Origin of the sequence: Phreatobacter sp., assembly GCF_022843985.1 — a bacterium.
Lineage (GTDB): Bacteria > Pseudomonadota > Alphaproteobacteria > Rhizobiales > Phreatobacteraceae > Phreatobacter.
Window position 1 is genome coordinate 144,844 of the sequence record NZ_JALHMP010000005.1, and the last position, 15,724, is coordinate 160,567.

Genomic DNA, 15,724 nt, shown 5'->3' on the forward strand with positions numbered 1-15,724 from the left:
TCTGAAAAACTTCGCGGGACGCGCTTGATGCCCGGAAGGAAATATGTAAAACACGCGCTCCTTGAGCGGCCTCGGCCGCCTCGAGAACCCGGCGGGTGACCCACGATCCGCTCTGTTCCCTGCGGGGACTGATGGGGCCATAGCTCAGCTGGGAGAGCGCTTGCATGGCATGCAAGAGGTCGGCGGTTCGATCCCGCCTGGCTCCACCAACATCCTCCACTCCGCTGCGGCGCTCCACCCGGCCCTTCAGGCGTTTGCCGCGTGCAGAACAGTCGTGCTGTGGCATCGGGCTCAGCCGGGTCGATCCGTGCTAAGGGCTCGCACCATGGTTTGCGACCGATGACTGCGATTCCTGATCCGAAGACGGCTCTCGCGGCCGCAAGGCCTGCCGAGCGCATGCTCCTCGGCCAGGTGTCGCTCGCCCATCTCGTCAGCCATGTCCACATCATGACGGTGCCGGCCCTTCTGCCTCTGCTGCCGGGGCATTTCGGCTCGAGCTTCATCGAGATCGGCGTTGCCCTGACGCTGTTCAATCTTGTGTCGCTGGTCGTCCAGGCGCCGATGGGCTTCGTCAGCGACCGGCTCGGCGCGCGCCCTGTCCTGGTGGCGGGGCTGTTTGTCGGCGGGCTCAGTTTCATCGGGCTGGCCTTGTCGCCCGGTTATGCCATGCTGCTCGTCGCCATGGCGGGGGCGGGGCTCGCCAACGGCGTCTATCACCCGGCGAACTATGCGCTGCTCGCCCGCGGCATCGATGGCGCCCGGATGGGCAAGGCCTTCTCGATCCACACATTCGCCGGCTATCTCGGAACGGCGATCGCGCCGCCGCTGCTGCTCGGCACTGCCGCCCTGCTCGGGGTGTCGCAGGCCTTCGCGGTGGCTGGCCTGCTCGGTCTCGGGGTCGGACTTTTGACGCTCGTCTCCGGCGGAAACGCGCCCGTTGTCCGGCCGGAGCCGCGGGCCGAGGCGGCGGAGGCCGGTCGCCCCCGGCCGCCCCGGGTTCGCCTCATCACCGGCACGGTCATCGGCCTGATGGCCATGTACGTGCTGCTGAGCCTGTCGACCGGCGGGATCCAGTCCTTCTCCGCCTCCGCTCTCGTCATGGGTTACGGCATCGACCTCGCCGGTGCCAATGCCGCCCTGACAGTGTTCCTGTTCATGAGCGCCGGCGGCGTGCTGGCGGGCGGGGCACTCGCCGACCGCACCCGGCGCCACGGCCTGGTCGCGGCCGCCGCCTTTCTCGGGACATCCGTCATCGCCGGCACGATGGCGCTCACCCAGCCCTCGGCGGTGGTGGCGACGCTCCTCCTCGGAGCGGCCGGCTTCCTGTCCGGCATCATCACGCCGTCGCGCGACATGCTGGTCCGCGCCGCGGCTCCCAAGGGGGCCGAGGGAATCGTCTTCGGCATCGTCTCGACCGGTTTCAACATCGGCGGCCTGATCGGACCGCTGCTCTATGCCGCCCTGCTCGACCAGGGTCAGCCGCGGGCGATCTTCGCCGTCGCGGCGGTCTTCATGCTGCTGACCGTGACCCTGACCCTGATCCAGGATCGTCGCGCCCGGCGCTAGGCGCGTGGCTCCCGCCGTCGGGCGTCAGCCGGCGGGCGGTTCGGATTCCTTGGTGCCGGGCTGGGGGAACATGCCCGACCCCGGCGTCTTCTCCGGGTCGATCAGGTCGGTGCGGGCATGCGGCCCCTCCGGCGGCGCCTTGGATGCACGGGCGCCGGGGCCGGGGGCGGGCTTCTTCGGATCTTCGGTCATCGGGATCAATGCGCCGCCCGGGGGAGAAGTTCCCACCGGGGGTGCCCGACGGCCTACTCGACGCCGCTGGCCGCAGCGGTCATGCTCCTCGCCCTGGCCTGCGGCCAGTTTTCCGCGTCAAGAGGATCTGCGCCCGTGAAACTGTTCTTCTCTCCCGCCTCGCCCTTCGTGCGCAAGGTGATGGTCTGCGCGCTCGAGCGCGGCATTGACGGCCAGATCGACAAGCTCGGCTCGGCCGCTCATCCGATCAACCAGGACGCGGCGATCAAGGCGCATAATCCCACCGGCAAGGTGCCGACCCTGGTGGCCGACGACGGCATGGCCATCTATGACAGCCGCGTCATCTGCGAATATCTCGATTCAGTGGGCGCCGCGCCGGGTCTGTTCCCGGCGGCAGGGCCGGAGCGCTGGACGGCGCTGGTCCTGCACTCGGCCGCGGACGAGATGCTCGACGCCGCCCTGCTCGCCCGCTACGAGACCGTGGCGCGTCCCGAGGCCCTGCGCTGGGCCGATTGGCACCAGGGCCAGATCACCAAGATCCACACCACCGTGAAGGCCTATTCCGAAGAATGGATCGGCCATCTGGAAGCCCGTCTCGACATCGGCACCGTGGCCGCTGCCGTGTCGCTCGGCTATCTCGATTTCCGCTTCCCCGATCTAGGCTGGCGCCAGGGCAACGACCGCCTCGCCGTCTGGTATGAAGGCTTCGCCCAGCGGCCCTCCATGAAGGCGACGCTGCCGGTGGGTTGAGCCCGTCCCGCGGTCAGGTCGGGCCGGACCGCGCGTCGCGGCCTGGCCCGAGAGCCCGCAGGGCATTCAGGATCACCGCCACGTCGATGACCTCCTGCAGCACGGCACCCTGGACCGGCGTGATCAGGCCGAAGGCGGCCACGATCATTCCGGCGACCGAGAGGCCGATGCCGGCTCCGACGCTCTGAAGGGCGATGCTGCGCGACCGGGCGGCGATGGCAATGGCCTCGGCGACGCGGTCCAGCTGGTCCACCAGCAGCACCACATCCGCCGTCTCCGAGGCGGCGGACGATCCCGTGGCGCCCATGGCGACGCCGATCTCCGCAGCGGCGAGGGCCGGGGCATCGTTGACGCCGTCGCCGACCATCATGACCGGCCCATAGGCCCGTTCGGCGATGACGATGGCCACCTTGTCGCCGGGTACGAGGTCGGCGTGGACAGCATCGACCGGCAGGTCGCCCACCACGGCGTCGGCGACGGCGCGGCGGTCGCCGGTGGCGAGCACGATGCGGCCGATGCCGCGCGCACGCAGGCGGCGCAGCAGGTCGGCGGCGCCGACCCGCAACTCGTCCACCATCAGGAGGCCGCCGACGAGCCGTCCGTCGACGGCGACGGCGACAACCACGCCGTTATCCCTCTTCAAGCCGCGCAGCGCGTCGGCGTCCTCCCCCCCCGTCATGCTCGTGACGAAGCCGATACCGCCGACGCTGACATGGTGCCCGTCGATGCGTGCGGTAACGCCCTCGCCGGGGGTCTCGCGCGCCTCGGCCGGCACGGAGAGCGTCAGACCGCGCGCCTCGGCTTCCGCCACCAGCGTGCGGGCGACGACATGTTTCGACACCTGGTCGGCCGAGGCTGCGAGGCGCAGGACCTCGCGCGGCGACAGGCCGCCGAAGACGACCTCGGAGGTGATGCGCGCCTCACCACGGGTCAGGGTGCCGGTCTTGTCGAGGACGATGACGCGTATGCGCGCGAGGGCCTCAAGCGCCTTGCCGCCCTTGATAAGAATGCCCCGCGCCGCCGCCCGCGACAGCCCCGAGACGATGGCGACGGGAACCGCCAGGATGAGCGGGCATGGGGTGGCCACGACCAGAACGGCCACGGCCCGCACGGGATCGCCCGAGAAGAACCAGGCGGCCCCGGCAATGGCGAGCGACAGGCCGAGGAAGACGAGGGCATAGCGATCGGCGAGCCGGGCCATCGGCGCCTTCGAGCGCTGGGCGCTCTCCACCATGCGGATAATGCCGGCGAAGGTGCTGTCCCGTGCAATGCGCCCCGCCCGCATGTCGAAGGGGCCACCGACATTGAGCGTGCCGGAAATGACCGGCTGGCCGTCGCGGCGCTGGACGGGGACGGCCTCGCCGGTGATCGCGGCCTCGTCGAGGACGGCGATGGTGCCCAATACCGTGCCGTCGACCGGAACCACGTCGCCCTGGCGTACGAGCAGACGGTCACCGACGGCCACCGCATCGAGGGCGATCTCGGTGAGGCCGGCATCGCCGTAGCGCATGGCGGTGCGCGGCGCGCGGCCGAGGAGCGCCGCCATCTCGCGCCGGGCGCGGCGCTCGGCGAAGGCTTCGAGGTTCTGGCCGCCGGCATACATGAGCGCGACGACCACGGCGGCCAGGGTCTCGCCGACGGCGAGGGCCGCGGACATGGACAGAAAGGCGACGATGTCGAGACCGACCTCGCCGCGCCTCAGGCTGGTGACGATTTCGAGGGTGAGGGCGATGAGGACGATCAGCGTCGCGACGGTCCAGAGGGGATCGGCGAGCGTCGGGTGGTCGAACCAGCGCGCGGCGAGGCCGAAGACCAGTCCCGCCGCGGGAACGGCGACCAGATAGGCCCTGAGGTCGGTCAGGCGCATCGCGCGGTGCGCCGTCGTCGGTGGGCCGCTGCCATGATCGATTCCACTTCGTGCTGCCGGTCCCTGCTAACAGACCAGCGGCACAAAGTGGAATGATTCAAAACAAAAGGCGCCGAGGCGCTGGCGCGGGGGTGTCAGAGCGCTTCGACGATGGTGACGTTGGCAAGACCGCCGCCCTCGCACATGGTCTGCAGGCCGTAGCGCTGGCCACGCGCCTTCAGCGCATGGATCAGGGTTGCCATCAGCTTGGTGCCGGAGGCGCCGAGCGGATGGCCGAGGGCGATGGCGCCGCCGTTGACGTTGAGCCGTGCCGGGTCGGCACCGGTATGTCGCAGCCAGGCGAGCGGCACCGACGCGAAGGCCTCGTTCACCTCGTAGAGGTCGATGTCCTCGATGCGCATGCCGGCGCGCTTGAGGGCGCGGTCGGTGGCGGGCAAGGGCTCCTCGAGCATGATGACCGGGTCGCCACCGGTGACGGTCAGGGTGTGGATGCGGGCGATGGGCGTCAGGCCATGGGCCTTTATCGCGCGCGCGTTGGCGATGAGGACGCCGGAGGCGCCGTCGCAGATCTGGCTGGCATTGGCGGCGGTGATGACGCCGCCCTCGACCAGGGTCTTCACCTGGCCGATGCCTTCCAGCGTGGCGTCGAAGCGGATGCCCTCGTCGCGCAGGTGGGCCTCCCCGTCGACGTCCACCGCGACGATCTCGCGGGCGAAGGCGCCAGCTTCGGTCGCGGCGGCGGCGCGGCGATGGCTCTCCAGCGCGAAGCGGTCGAGTTCGTCGCGGGTGAAACCGTATTTCGTCGCGATCATCTCGGCGCCGGTGAACTGGCTGAAGCCCTCGACGCCGAAACGCCGCTGGATGCGCTGCGAGAAGGGACCCTCGCCGATGCCGGCCTTGGCGTAGAGGCCGGTGACCGAGCCCATGGGCACGCGGGTCATGCTCTCGACGCCGGCGGCGATGACGAGGTCCTGGGTGCCGGACATGACCGCCTGGGCGGCGAACTGCATGGCCTGCTGGGAGGATCCGCACTGGCGGTCGATGGTCACCGCCGGCACGCTCTGCGGCAGTTTCGACGCCAGCACCATGTTACGGCCGATATGGAAGGACTGCTCGCCGCCCTGGGTGACGCAGCCGACGACGACGTCCTCGATGGCCGCGGGATCGATGCCGGTGCGCTCGACGAGGGCGTTGAGCACCTCGCCGCCGAGATCGGCCGGGTGCCAGCCGGCAAGCTTGCCGCCGCGACGGCCGCCGGCGGTCCTGACGGCTTCAACGATATAGGCTTCGGCCATTGTCGATCCTCCCTCGGGGCAACCGCCGGTGCGGCGCCGGGTCTTGCCGCGTCAGCCGGCGCGGGCGTTTTTCCAGTCGCGCTTGATCTTCTTGGCCAGCGACCATTTGTGGACTTCGGTCGGGCCATCATAGATGCGGAAGGCCCGGACCTCGCGGAACACCTGCTCGACCATGGTATCGCCGGAGACGCCCGTGCCGCCCATGACCTGCACGCAGCGATCGGCGATGCGCATCAGCGCCTCGGAGACGGCCACCTTGGTCATGGAGCTCTCGGCGGTGCCGAGCGAGCCGCCATCGAGGACCCCGGCGCACCAGTCGATCATCAGTTCGGCCTGTTTCAGGTCGATGAGGTTGTCGGCCAGCATGAAGCCGACGCCCTCGTGGTCGATGAGCGTCTTGCCGAAGGCCTCGCGGCGGCAGGCATAGTCGGTGGCGATCTCGTTGGCGCGGGTGCAGGCGCCAAGCCAGCGCATGCAATGCGACAGGCGGGCGGGTGAGAGGCGTACCTGGGCATATTTGAAGCCCTCGCCGCTCGCCCCCAGCATCTGGTCGGCCGGTACGCGCAGATTGTCGATGGTGACGACGGCATGGCCGCCCGGCATCGAAGAATCGATGGTGTCGAGCACCCGTTCGAGGCGGATGGCCGGGTCCGGCAGGTCGACGAGGAACATGCAGGCGCCGTCGTCGGACTTCGCCATGACGATACCGACCCTGGCGCCCTCGGCTCCGGTGATGAAGGCCTTGCGGCCGTTGATCACCCAGTGGTTGCCGTCGAGCCGGCAGGTGGTCTTCATCATCGAGGGATCGGAGCCGGCGCCCCCCTCCATGGCCGGCTCGGTCATGAAGAAGGCAGAGCGGGCTCGGCCCTCGACGAGCGGCTTCAGGAAGCGCGCCTTCTGGGCCTCCGAGCCGACCTTGCCGAGCAGATACATGTTGCCTTCGTCGGGAGCTGCCGTGTTGACGGCGGTCGGCCCGAGGATCGAGAGGCCGGAGCGGATCAGCACATAGGCGGTCTCGGCCTGGGTCAGGTGGTCGCCGTCGCCGAGGATGTGGGGCGTGAGGACGCCGGCGGCGCGGGCCTTGCCGCGCATCTCGTGGACCAGTTCCTCGGTCGGGCCGTGCGGGCCCTGGCGCGGGTCCTTCTCGTAGGGGATGACGACATCGCGGACGAAGGCCTCGACCTTTGCCGCAATGGCCTTGGCCCGCGGCGTGGCACCGGCGGGCTCGACGGCGGCGTGGCCGCTCATTTCGGTGTCATCCGGATGGCGCCGTCGAGGCGGATGGTCTCGCCGTTCAGCATGGGGTTGGTGACGATGGCCTCGACCATCATGGCATATTCGTCCGGGTGGCCCAGGCGCGAGGGGAAGGGCACCTGGGCGCCGAGCGAATCCTGCGCCTCCTTGGGCAGCGAGCCCATCAGGGGCGTCAGGAAGAGGCCGGGGGCGATGGTGACGACGCGGATGCCGTAGCGGGCGAGCTCGCGGGCGATGGGCAGGGTCATGCCGACGATGCCGCCCTTGGAGGCAGCATAGGCAGGCTGGCCGATCTGGCCGTCGAAGGCGGCCACCGAGGCGGTGTTGACGATGACGCCGCGCTCCTCGCCGACGGGATCGGCGGTGTGCAGGCGGGCGGCGAACTTGGACAGCACGTTGAAGGTGCCGATCAGGTTCACCTGGATGATCTTGTTGAAGTCGCCCAGCGGCAGGGGCGAGCCGTCGCGGGCGATGACCTTGGCGGGCGGGCCGATGCCGGCACAGTTGACGCAGATGCGCGCCTTGCCGTGCAGGCCCTCGGCCTCGGCGAGGGCAGCGTCGACCGCCGCCTCGTCGACGACATTGACCCTGACGAAATGGCCGCCGATCTCGGCAGCGTGCTTGCGGCCGAGCTCCTCGTTGAGATCGAAGATGGTCACCTTGGCGCCGGCCCTGGCGAGCCGCGCCGCCGTGGCGCCGCCGAGCCCGGAGGCCCCTCCCGTGACGATCGCCGCCATACCCCGTGCGTCCATGATCCGCTGCCTCCTGCGCCGCGACCCTCCGGCCTGCCGGTCGGCCGTGCTGTTGTCCTGTCCCGAAGGCCTGCACCTTTGTCGGGGGACGGCGGATGGTCAATCAGTCGAGCGGGGGATGGCTGCCAATTTATCGGACCAGGAAGGCAAGCAGGCCGAGGACGCCGGTGATGGCGAGGAGAATGTACCGGGCGGATGAGCCGAACAGGTGGAGGCCGAGCGCGCCGGCCAGACACATCGCGGCGATCACACCGGCGATCACGGTGGCTTCGATGGCTCCAGCGCCCTGGAGGGTGCCGAGGATCCAGCAGCCGACAAACATGATCGGGGACAATTTCAGCAGGGCGCCGACCAATTTGCGCCGGACTGCGGGGTCATCGAGGTTGTGTCTCATGGCGCAGGCATCCACCGGAGGAAACGGCCGGGCCTTTGCCGGCTGGCCCGGATCCTGGCTGCGGCCTGCTGCCAATCACGGGACCTTTCCCGTGTAGCCTTCAGGGAGTCGGCTCACAAGCGCTGTCGCCGCGTCGGGACCGACCGGCGCGAACCGTCGTCACATCCAGGTGATGCCGGCCTTCGCGCTCTTGCCGCGTCGCAGCAAGTCCGATACATTCACGATTGTATGTATTTTTCTTTTTTCTGGCGATCGACCCTCGGGCCGGCGCGGGGATCGGGGCCTCCGATGTCGTTTTTCCGTTTTCTGTCCATGGCGCTCCTCCTCGTCGGCCTCGCCGCCTGCAACGATTCCGGCAGCACGGCGCCGCGGCCGGCGGCGGCGCCGCCGCCGGCGCCCGTCGGCATCGTCTCGGTGACGGCCGGCGCCGTCCCGATCATCAGCGAACTGCCCGGCCGGATCGCGCCGACGCGGATCGCCCAGGTGCGTCCTCGCGTCTCCGGCATCATCGTTGCCCGGGTGTTCCAGCAGGGCAGCCTGGTGAAGGAGGGCGACGTGCTCTACCGCATCGACCCCGAGCCTTTCCGGGTGGAGGTCGAGCGCTCCAGGGCGACCATGCAGCGCGCCCAGGCGACGCGCCTCCTCGCCCAGCAGCAGAACGAGCGCGTCGAGCAGCTGCGCGAGCGCAATGTGGCGAGCCCGCAGCAGCTCGACAGCGCCGTCGCGGCACTCGCCCAGGCCGATGCCGACGTCGCCAGCGCCAAGGCGGGCCTCGCGGCAGCCGAGCTCAACCTGAAATATGCCGACATCACCGCGCCGATCAGCGGCCGCATCGGCCGGGCGCTGATCACCGAGGGTGCGCTGGTGGCGGCCAACGGCGCCGAGGCTCTCGCCACGATCCAGCAGTTGGACCCGATCTATGCCGACTTCACCCAGTCGGCGACCGACCTCATCCGCTTGCGCCGCGCCATGCAGGCGGGTGCCGTGACGCCCGACCAGGGCGATGAAGCGGCGGTGAAGCTGATCCTCGACGACGGCAGCCCCTATCCCCATACGGGCCGCCTCCTGTTCTCCGAGGCGACGGTCGATGCCGGCACCGGTCAGGTGACGCTGCGCGGCGAATTCCCCAATCCCAACGGCGACCTCCTGCCCGGCATGTATGTCCGCGTGCTGATCGAACAGGGCATCCAGCCGAACGCCATCGCCGTGCCGCAGCAGGCGATCCAGCGCGACACGGCGGGCCGGGCGCAGCTCTACGTCGTCAAGGCGGACGATACGGTGGAGGTTCGCATCGTCAGGACGAGCCGCATGGTCGGCACCAATGCAGTGATCGACGAGGGCCTCTCGGCTGGCGATCGCGTCGTCGTCGAGGGCTTCCAGCGCCTGCGACCGGGTGGAAAGGTCGCCGCGAGCCCCTGGGCGCCGCCGGCGCAAGGCGCCGCCCCGGCCGCTGCCGCTGGCCGATAAGGACCCAGGACCATGCCCCAGTTCTTCATCGGCAGGCCCATCTTCGCCTGGGTCATCGCCATCCTCATCATGCTGGCCGGCCTCATCGCCATCCCGATGCTGCCGATCGCGCAGTATCCCGACGTCGCGCCGCCGCAGATCACCATCAACACGGCCTATCCCGGAGCCTCGCCGGAGGACGCCTACCAGTCGGTCACCCGGCCGATCGAGGAGGAGCTGAACGGCATCGAGGGCCTGATCTATTTCGAATCCGTCGCCGACACGACCGGGGCGATCCAGATCACCGCCACGTTCCGGCCGGGCACCAACGGTGCCGCCGCGGCGGTCGAGGTGCAGAACCGCGTGCGCCGCGTCGAACCGCGCCTGCCGCGCGCGGTGAGCCAGCAGGGCGTGCAGGTCGACCAGGCCCGGTCGAACTTCCTGCTCGTCGCGACGCTGACCTCGACCGACGGCTCGATGGACGATATCGGCCTCGGCGACTACATGAGCCGCAACATTCTTGGCGAGATCCGGCGCGTGCCGGGGGTTGGCCGGGCCCAGCTCTTCGCCTCCGAGCGCGCCATGCGCATCTGGCTCGACCCGGACAAGATGGTCGGCCTCAACCTGACCGCCGCCGACGTCACCGCCGCCGTCACTGCGCAGAATGCGCAGGTCTCGGCGGGGTCCATCGGCTCGCTGCCAAACCCCATCAACCAGCAGGTGACCGCGACCGTCATGGTCAAGGGGCAGCTCGCGTCGCCGGACGAGTTCGGCGCCATCGTGCTGCGCGCCAATCGCGACGGCTCGCTGGTCCGGCTGAGGGACATCGCGCGGATCGAGGTCGGCGCCCAGGCCTATGCGACCTCGGCGCGCCTCAATGGCAAGCCGGCCGCCGCCCTCGCGGTCCAGCTGTCGCCGACCGGCAATGCCATGGCGACCGCCGAAGCGGTCAAGAAGCGGCTGGATGAACTCGCGCCCTTCTTCCCGCCGGGCGTCGAACATGCGGTGCCCTACGACACCTCGCCCTTCGTCAGGGTGTCGATCGAGAAGGTGCTGCACACGCTGCTCGAGGCCATGGTGCTGGTCTTCCTCGTCATGTTCCTGTTCCTGCAGAACCTGCGCTACACGCTGATCCCGGCGATCGTGGTGCCGGTGGCGCTGCTCGGCACCTGCGCGGTGATGTATGTCACCGGCTTCTCCATCAACGTGCTCACCATGTTCGCGATGGTGCTCGCCATCGGCATCCTCGTCGACGACGCCATTGTCGTGGTGGAGAATGTCGAGCGGATCATGGCGGAGGAGGGACTGCCGCCGAAGGAGGCGACCCGCAAGGCCATGGGCCAGATCACCGGGGCGGTCATCGGCATCACCGCGGTCCTGGTCTCGGTGTTCATCCCGCTCGCCTTCTTCCCCGGCGCGGTGGGCGTGATCTACAAGCAGTTCAGCCTGACCATGGTCGTGTCGATCCTGTTCTCGGCCTTCCTGGCGCTCAGCCTGACGCCGGCCCTGGCGGCGACCTTCCTCAAGCCTGTGGCCGCGGGCCACCATCACGGCAAGCGCGGCTTCTTCGGCTGGTTCAACCGCGGCCTCGACCGGACGACCCGCGGCTATGGCAGCGTCGTCTCCTATATGGTCCGCCGCGGCGGCCGCTTCATGATCATCTACGTCGTGCTGCTGGCCGGCCTCGGCTATCTCTACATGCGGCTGCCGACCTCGTTCCTGCCGAACGAGGACCAGGGCTACATCATCGTCAACTTCCAGGCGCCCTCGGACGCCACCGTCAACCGCACCCTGGCCGCCATCGAAACCGCCGAGAAGCAGTTTGCCGGTGAGCCGGGCGTCGCCCGTATCGTGACGGTGCGCGGCTTCTCTTTCTTCGGGCAGGGACAGAACGCCGCCCTGGCCTTCGTGACCTTGAAGGACTGGAGCGAACGCGGCCCGGGTGACGCGGCGAATGCCATCGCGCTGCGCGGCACGATCGCGCTGTCGCGGCTGCGCGACGCCATCGTCTTCGGCCTGTCGCCGCCGCCCATCCAGGGCCTCGGCAATTCCAACGGCTTCTCCTTCCGCCTGCAGGCGCGCGGCGGCCAGACCCAGCAGCAGCTCGCCGCGGCGCGCGACCAACTGATCGGTGCCGCCATGCGCAGCCCGATCCTGACGCAGGTCTTCGTCGAGGGCCTCCCCGACGCCGCCCAGGTGTCGCTGATCGTCGATCGCGAGAAGGCGAACACCTTCGGGGTCACCTTCGCCGACATCAACGCGACGATCTCCACCCATCTCGGCTCGGCCTATGTCAACGATTTCCCCAATGCCGGCCGCCTGCAGCGGGTGCTGGTGCAGGGCGATGCAGCGAGCCGCATGCAGACCTCGGACCTCCTGAACCTCAACGTGCGCAATTCCAACGGCGGCATGGTGCCGCTCTCGGCCTTCGCCCGCATCGAGTGGCAGCGCGGCCCCTCGCAGATCGTCGGCTACAATGGCTATCCCGCCATCCGCATCTCGGGCTCAGCCGCTCCGGGCTATTCCTCGGGCGACGCCATCGCCGAGATGCAGCGCCTCGCCGGGCAATTGCCGCCGGGCTTCGGCTATGAATGGACGGGGCAGTCGTTGCAGGAGATCCTGGCGGGCTCGCAGGCGCCACTCCTCATCGCGCTGTCCTGCATCCTCGTCTTCCTCTGCCTCGCGGCGCTCTATGAAAGCTGGACGATCCCGATCTCGGTGCTGCTGGTCGTCCCCCTCGGCGTCATCGGCTCGGTGACGGCGGTGACCCTGCGCGGCATGCCGAACGACGTCTATTTCATGGTCGGCCTGGTCGCGATCATCGGGCTGTCGGCAAAGAACGCCATCCTCATCATCGAGTTCGCCAAGGACCTGAGGGCGGAGGGCAAGGGTATCCTCGAGGCGACGATCGAGGCGGCGCATCTGCGCTTCCGGCCGATCATCATGACCTCGCTGGCCTTCGCGCTCGGCGTGCTGCCCCTCGCCATCGCCTCGGGTGCCAGCGCGGCCAGCCAGCAGGCGCTGGGCACGGGCGTGCTCGGCGGCATGATCTCGGCCACGGTCCTCGCCGTGTTCTTCGTCCCCGTCTTCTTCGTCGTGGTGACGCGGCTGATGGGCGGGCGGGACAAGCCGGCGCCAGCAGAGGCGCCTGCGGCCTCCGATCCTCGGAACTAGGGCCGTGGCGCGACGCACCAAGGCGGAGGCGGAGGAGACGCGTCGCGGTCTCCTCGACGCGGCCGAGAGGATCTTCCATGCCAAGGGGGTGGCGACGACCTCGCTTGAGGAGATCGCCGCCGAGGCCGGGGTGACACGCGGGGCGGTCTACTGGCATTTCGCCAACAAGGCGGACCTGTTCATGGCGCTGTTCGACGATGCGCCGCTGATCCACGACGACCTTCTGGCGCCGCTGGCACTCAGTGAGCATCCCGACCCGCTGGCGCTGGTGGAAGAGCTGGCCATCGGCGCGCTGACGCTGCTGGCCGGCGACGCGCGTCGTCAGCGCATCTACACGATCCTGACCCTGTGCGAGTATCGGGACGAATTCGGCGTGGTCCTGCAGCGCACCCTGGAGACCATGGACCGTGCCCATGCGCAGTTCGCCAGCGCCTTCGCCGAGGCGGACCGGCGCGGCATCCTGGCGCCGTCATGGCCGCACGGAACGGCGGCGGCCGCCTTCCAGTGGCTGCTGCACGGGCTGATTGTCGACTGGCTGAAATTCGGTCGCCGCTTCGACCTCGTCGAGCGGGGCAGCAGCGTGATCCGGGCGCAGTTCCAGGCCTATCGGCACCGCTGCGTGCCGGCCGGCATCCCCGTTCTTGCGCCGGCGTGAAGCCGGGCGCCCGCACGCGGCCGCTTGGTGCCGCGTGCGGGATCGGCGTGGCGGTCAGGCGAGATCGAAGCGGTCGGCGTTCATCACCTTGGTCCAGGCGGCGACGAAGTCGCGCACGAACTTCGTCGCATTGTCGGCCTGGCCATAAACCTCGGCCAGCGCCCGCAGCTGCGAGTTCGAGCCGAAGACAAGGTCGACGCGGGTCGCCGTCCACTTCACCGCGCCGGTCTTGCGGTCACGGCCCTCGAAAGCGTCCTGGTCCTCCGAGACCGCCCGCCAGACCGTGCCCATGTCGAGCAGGTTGACGAAGAAGTCGTTGGTGAGGACGCCCGGCCTTGTGGTGAAGACGCCGTGCGGCGAGCCGCCGTGATTGCCACCGAGCACGCGCAGGCCACCGACCAGGGCGGTCATCTCCGGCGCGGTCAGGGTCAGCAACTGGGCCTTGTCGAGCAGCAGTTCCTCGGCCGACACGGTGAAGGCCGTCTTCTGGTAGTTGCGGAAGCCGTCGGCGAGCGGCTCCAGCACGTCGAAGGACTCGGCGTCGGTCTGCTCCGGCGCCGCGTCGGTGCGGCCGGGTGCGAAGGGCACCTCGAGCGCATGGCCGGCAGCCTTGGCCGCCTGTTCGATGGCGGCACCGCCGCCGAGCACGATCAGGTCGGCCAGCGAGACCTTCTTGCCGCCGGGGGCAGAGGCGTTGAAGGCCTGACGGATACCCTCAAGCGTCGCGAGGACCTTCGCGAGCTGGGCCGGCTCGTTGGCCTCCCAGTCCTTCTGGGGCGCGAGGCGGATGCGCGCACCGTTGGCGCCGCCGCGCTTGTCCGAGCCGCGGAAGGTCGAGGCCGAGGCCCAGGCGGTGCGGATCAGTTCGGCCGGGCTGAGACCTGAGGCGAGGATCTGTCCCTTGAGAGCGGCGATGTCGGCGGCGTCGACCAGCGGGTGGTCCACGGCCGGCACCGGATCCTGCCAGATCAGGTCTTCGGCCGGGACTTCGGGACCGAGATAACGCACTTTCGGGCCCATGTCGCGGTGGGTGAGCTTGAACCAGGCGCGGGCGAAGGCATCGGCGAACTGGTCCGGGTTCTGGTGGAACCGGCGCGACACGGCCTCATAGGCCGGGTCCATGCGCATGGCCATGTCGGCCGTCGACATCATGATCGGCACGCGCTTCGCCGGATCATGGGCGTCGGGCGCCATGTCCTTGGCGGCGAGGTTGCGGGCGTGCCACTGGTGGGCGCCGGCCGGGCTCTTCACCAGTTCCCACTCATAGCCGAAGAGGACGTCGAAATAGCCGTTGTCCCAACGGATCGGATTGGAGGTCCAGGCACCCTCGAGGCCGCTGGTGATGGTGTCGGCGCCCTTGCCGGTGCCGTAGGCCGAGATCCAGCCGAGACCCTGTTCGGCGATGGGGGCGGCCTCCGGCTCGGGACCGACGAGGGCGGCGTCGCCGGCGCCGTGGGTCTTGCCGAAGGTATGGCCGCCGGCGACCAGCGCGACGGTTTCCTCGTCGTTCATCGCCATGCGCGCGAAGGTCTCGCGGATGTCACGGGCCGAGGCGAGCGGATCGGGCCGTCCGTCCGGTCCTTCCGGGTTGACGTAGATGAGGCCCATCTGGACCGCAGCGAGCGGGTTTTCCAGGACTCGATCGCCGGTATAGCGGCTGTTGGGCTTGTCGCTGCCGGCGAGCCATTCGGTCTCGGCGCCCCAGTAGATGTCCTCCTCGGGCTCCCAGATGTCGGCGCGGCCGCCGCCGAAGCCGAAGGTCTTGAAGCCCATGGATTCAAGCGCGGCATTGCCGGCGAGGATCATCAGGTCGGCCCAGGAAATGGCATTGCCGTATTTCTGCTTGATCGGCCAGAGCAGGCGGCGGGCCTTGTCGAGATTGGCGTTGTCCGGCCAGCTGTTCAGGGGCGCGAAGCGCTGGGTACCGGAGGAGGAGCCGCCGCGGCCGTCGGCGGTGCGGTAGGTGCCGGCGCTGTGCCAGGCCATGCGGATGAAGAAGGGCCCGTAATGGCCGTAATCCGCCGGCCACCATTCCTGGCTGTCGGTCATCAGCGCATAGAGGTCCTGCTTCAGCGCCTGGTAATCGACGCGGCCGAAGGCGGCCTTGTAGTCGAACTCGCCGCCCATGGGATCGCAGAGGGCCGAGTTCTGATGGAGCATCTTCAGGTTCAGCTGGTTCGGCCACCAGTCGCGGTTGGAGCGGATCGCGTTGTTGGTCGCCCCGTGCATGACCGGGCACTTGCCGGCCTCAAGATTCATTCCGTCCATGGTGATCTCCGATCGTCTTGGAGGGGTATCGGCCTTGCGGCGCGCAATCCCCTGTTTCTCGTCAATGCCGTCGCCGGCCGTCGGGGGACGGTCACCACCGACAGGAGCGCG

The 15,724-nt window shown here is 69.2% G+C and carries 12 protein-coding genes and 1 tRNA gene; 6 read left to right on the forward strand and 7 right to left on the reverse strand.

Features of this window, described 5'->3' with window-relative positions:
* Positions 1–133 precede the first annotated feature (133 nt).
* Together Q0C57_RS05255 and Q0C57_RS05260 are read left to right on the forward strand one after the other, a co-directional pair.
* Positions 134–209: transfer RNA gene (locus tag Q0C57_RS05255), tRNA-Ala, on the forward strand.
* A gap of 130 nt (positions 210–339) precedes the next feature.
* Complete coding sequence (locus Q0C57_RS05260) at positions 340–1,566, forward strand: MFS transporter (RefSeq protein WP_296573036.1); 1,227 nt, start codon at positions 340–342, stop codon at positions 1,564–1,566.
* Between the two features lie 24 nt (positions 1,567–1,590).
* On the opposite strand, the gene Q0C57_RS05265 is transcribed toward Q0C57_RS05260, so the two are convergent.
* Positions 1,591–1,758: a hypothetical protein gene (locus Q0C57_RS05265; RefSeq protein WP_296573040.1), complete on the reverse strand. Its 168-nt coding sequence runs from the start codon at positions 1,756–1,758 to the stop codon at positions 1,591–1,593.
* Between the two features lie 135 nt (positions 1,759–1,893).
* Between Q0C57_RS05265 and Q0C57_RS05270 the strand changes: the two genes are divergently transcribed.
* The gene (locus tag Q0C57_RS05270; protein WP_296573042.1) at positions 1,894–2,508 is read left to right on the forward strand and encodes a glutathione S-transferase; all 615 of its coding nucleotides are present in this window, start codon (positions 1,894–1,896) and stop codon (positions 2,506–2,508) included.
* 13 nt (positions 2,509–2,521) lie between these two features.
* Here Q0C57_RS05270 and Q0C57_RS05275 read toward each other — a convergent pair whose 3' ends face one another.
* The 5 genes from Q0C57_RS05275 to Q0C57_RS05295 form a co-directional block, all read right to left on the reverse strand.
* A complete protein-coding gene (locus Q0C57_RS05275; protein WP_296573045.1) occupies positions 2,522–4,375 on the reverse strand; it encodes a heavy metal translocating P-type ATPase in 1,854 nt (617 codons plus the stop codon).
* A gap of 134 nt (positions 4,376–4,509) precedes the next feature.
* On the reverse strand, positions 4,510–5,670 hold the full coding sequence (locus Q0C57_RS05280) for an acetyl-CoA C-acetyltransferase (protein ID WP_296573049.1): 1,161 nt from the start codon (positions 5,668–5,670) through the stop codon (positions 4,510–4,512).
* 51 nt (positions 5,671–5,721) lie between these two features.
* The gene (locus Q0C57_RS05285) at positions 5,722–6,918 is read right to left on the reverse strand and encodes an acyl-CoA dehydrogenase family protein (protein WP_296573051.1); all 1,197 of its coding nucleotides are present in this window, start codon (positions 6,916–6,918) and stop codon (positions 5,722–5,724) included.
* Positions 6,915–7,676, reverse strand: coding sequence for an SDR family NAD(P)-dependent oxidoreductase (locus Q0C57_RS05290; RefSeq protein ID WP_296573053.1), 762 nt, complete (start codon positions 7,674–7,676; stop codon positions 6,915–6,917). Before Q0C57_RS05290 ends, Q0C57_RS05285 begins: the two co-directional genes overlap by 4 nt.
* Before the next feature lie 130 nt (positions 7,677–7,806).
* Positions 7,807–8,070, reverse strand: a complete 264-nt coding sequence (locus tag Q0C57_RS05295) for a hypothetical protein (RefSeq protein ID WP_296573054.1) — start codon at positions 8,068–8,070, stop codon at positions 7,807–7,809.
* 288 nt (positions 8,071–8,358) lie between these two features.
* Between Q0C57_RS05295 and Q0C57_RS05300 the strand changes: the two genes are divergently transcribed.
* Genes Q0C57_RS05300 through Q0C57_RS05310 form a run of 3 tightly spaced genes read left to right on the forward strand, consistent with a single transcriptional unit; the run spans position 8,359 to position 13,345 of the window.
* The gene (locus tag Q0C57_RS05300; RefSeq protein WP_296573056.1) at positions 8,359–9,537 is read left to right on the forward strand and encodes an efflux RND transporter periplasmic adaptor subunit; all 1,179 of its coding nucleotides are present in this window, start codon (positions 8,359–8,361) and stop codon (positions 9,535–9,537) included.
* Between the two features lie 12 nt (positions 9,538–9,549).
* Entirely contained in the window at positions 9,550–12,690 is a 3,141-nt protein-coding gene (locus Q0C57_RS05305) for an efflux RND transporter permease subunit (protein ID WP_296573058.1), read from the forward strand.
* A gap of 4 nt (positions 12,691–12,694) precedes the next feature.
* A complete protein-coding gene (locus Q0C57_RS05310) occupies positions 12,695–13,345 on the forward strand; it encodes a TetR family transcriptional regulator (protein ID WP_296573060.1) in 651 nt (216 codons plus the stop codon).
* Between the two features lie 54 nt (positions 13,346–13,399).
* Here Q0C57_RS05310 and katG read toward each other — a convergent pair whose 3' ends face one another.
* Positions 13,400–15,604: a catalase/peroxidase HPI gene (katG, locus tag Q0C57_RS05315; protein WP_296573199.1), complete on the reverse strand. Its 2,205-nt coding sequence runs from the start codon at positions 15,602–15,604 to the stop codon at positions 13,400–13,402.
* Positions 15,605–15,724 lie beyond the last annotated feature (120 nt).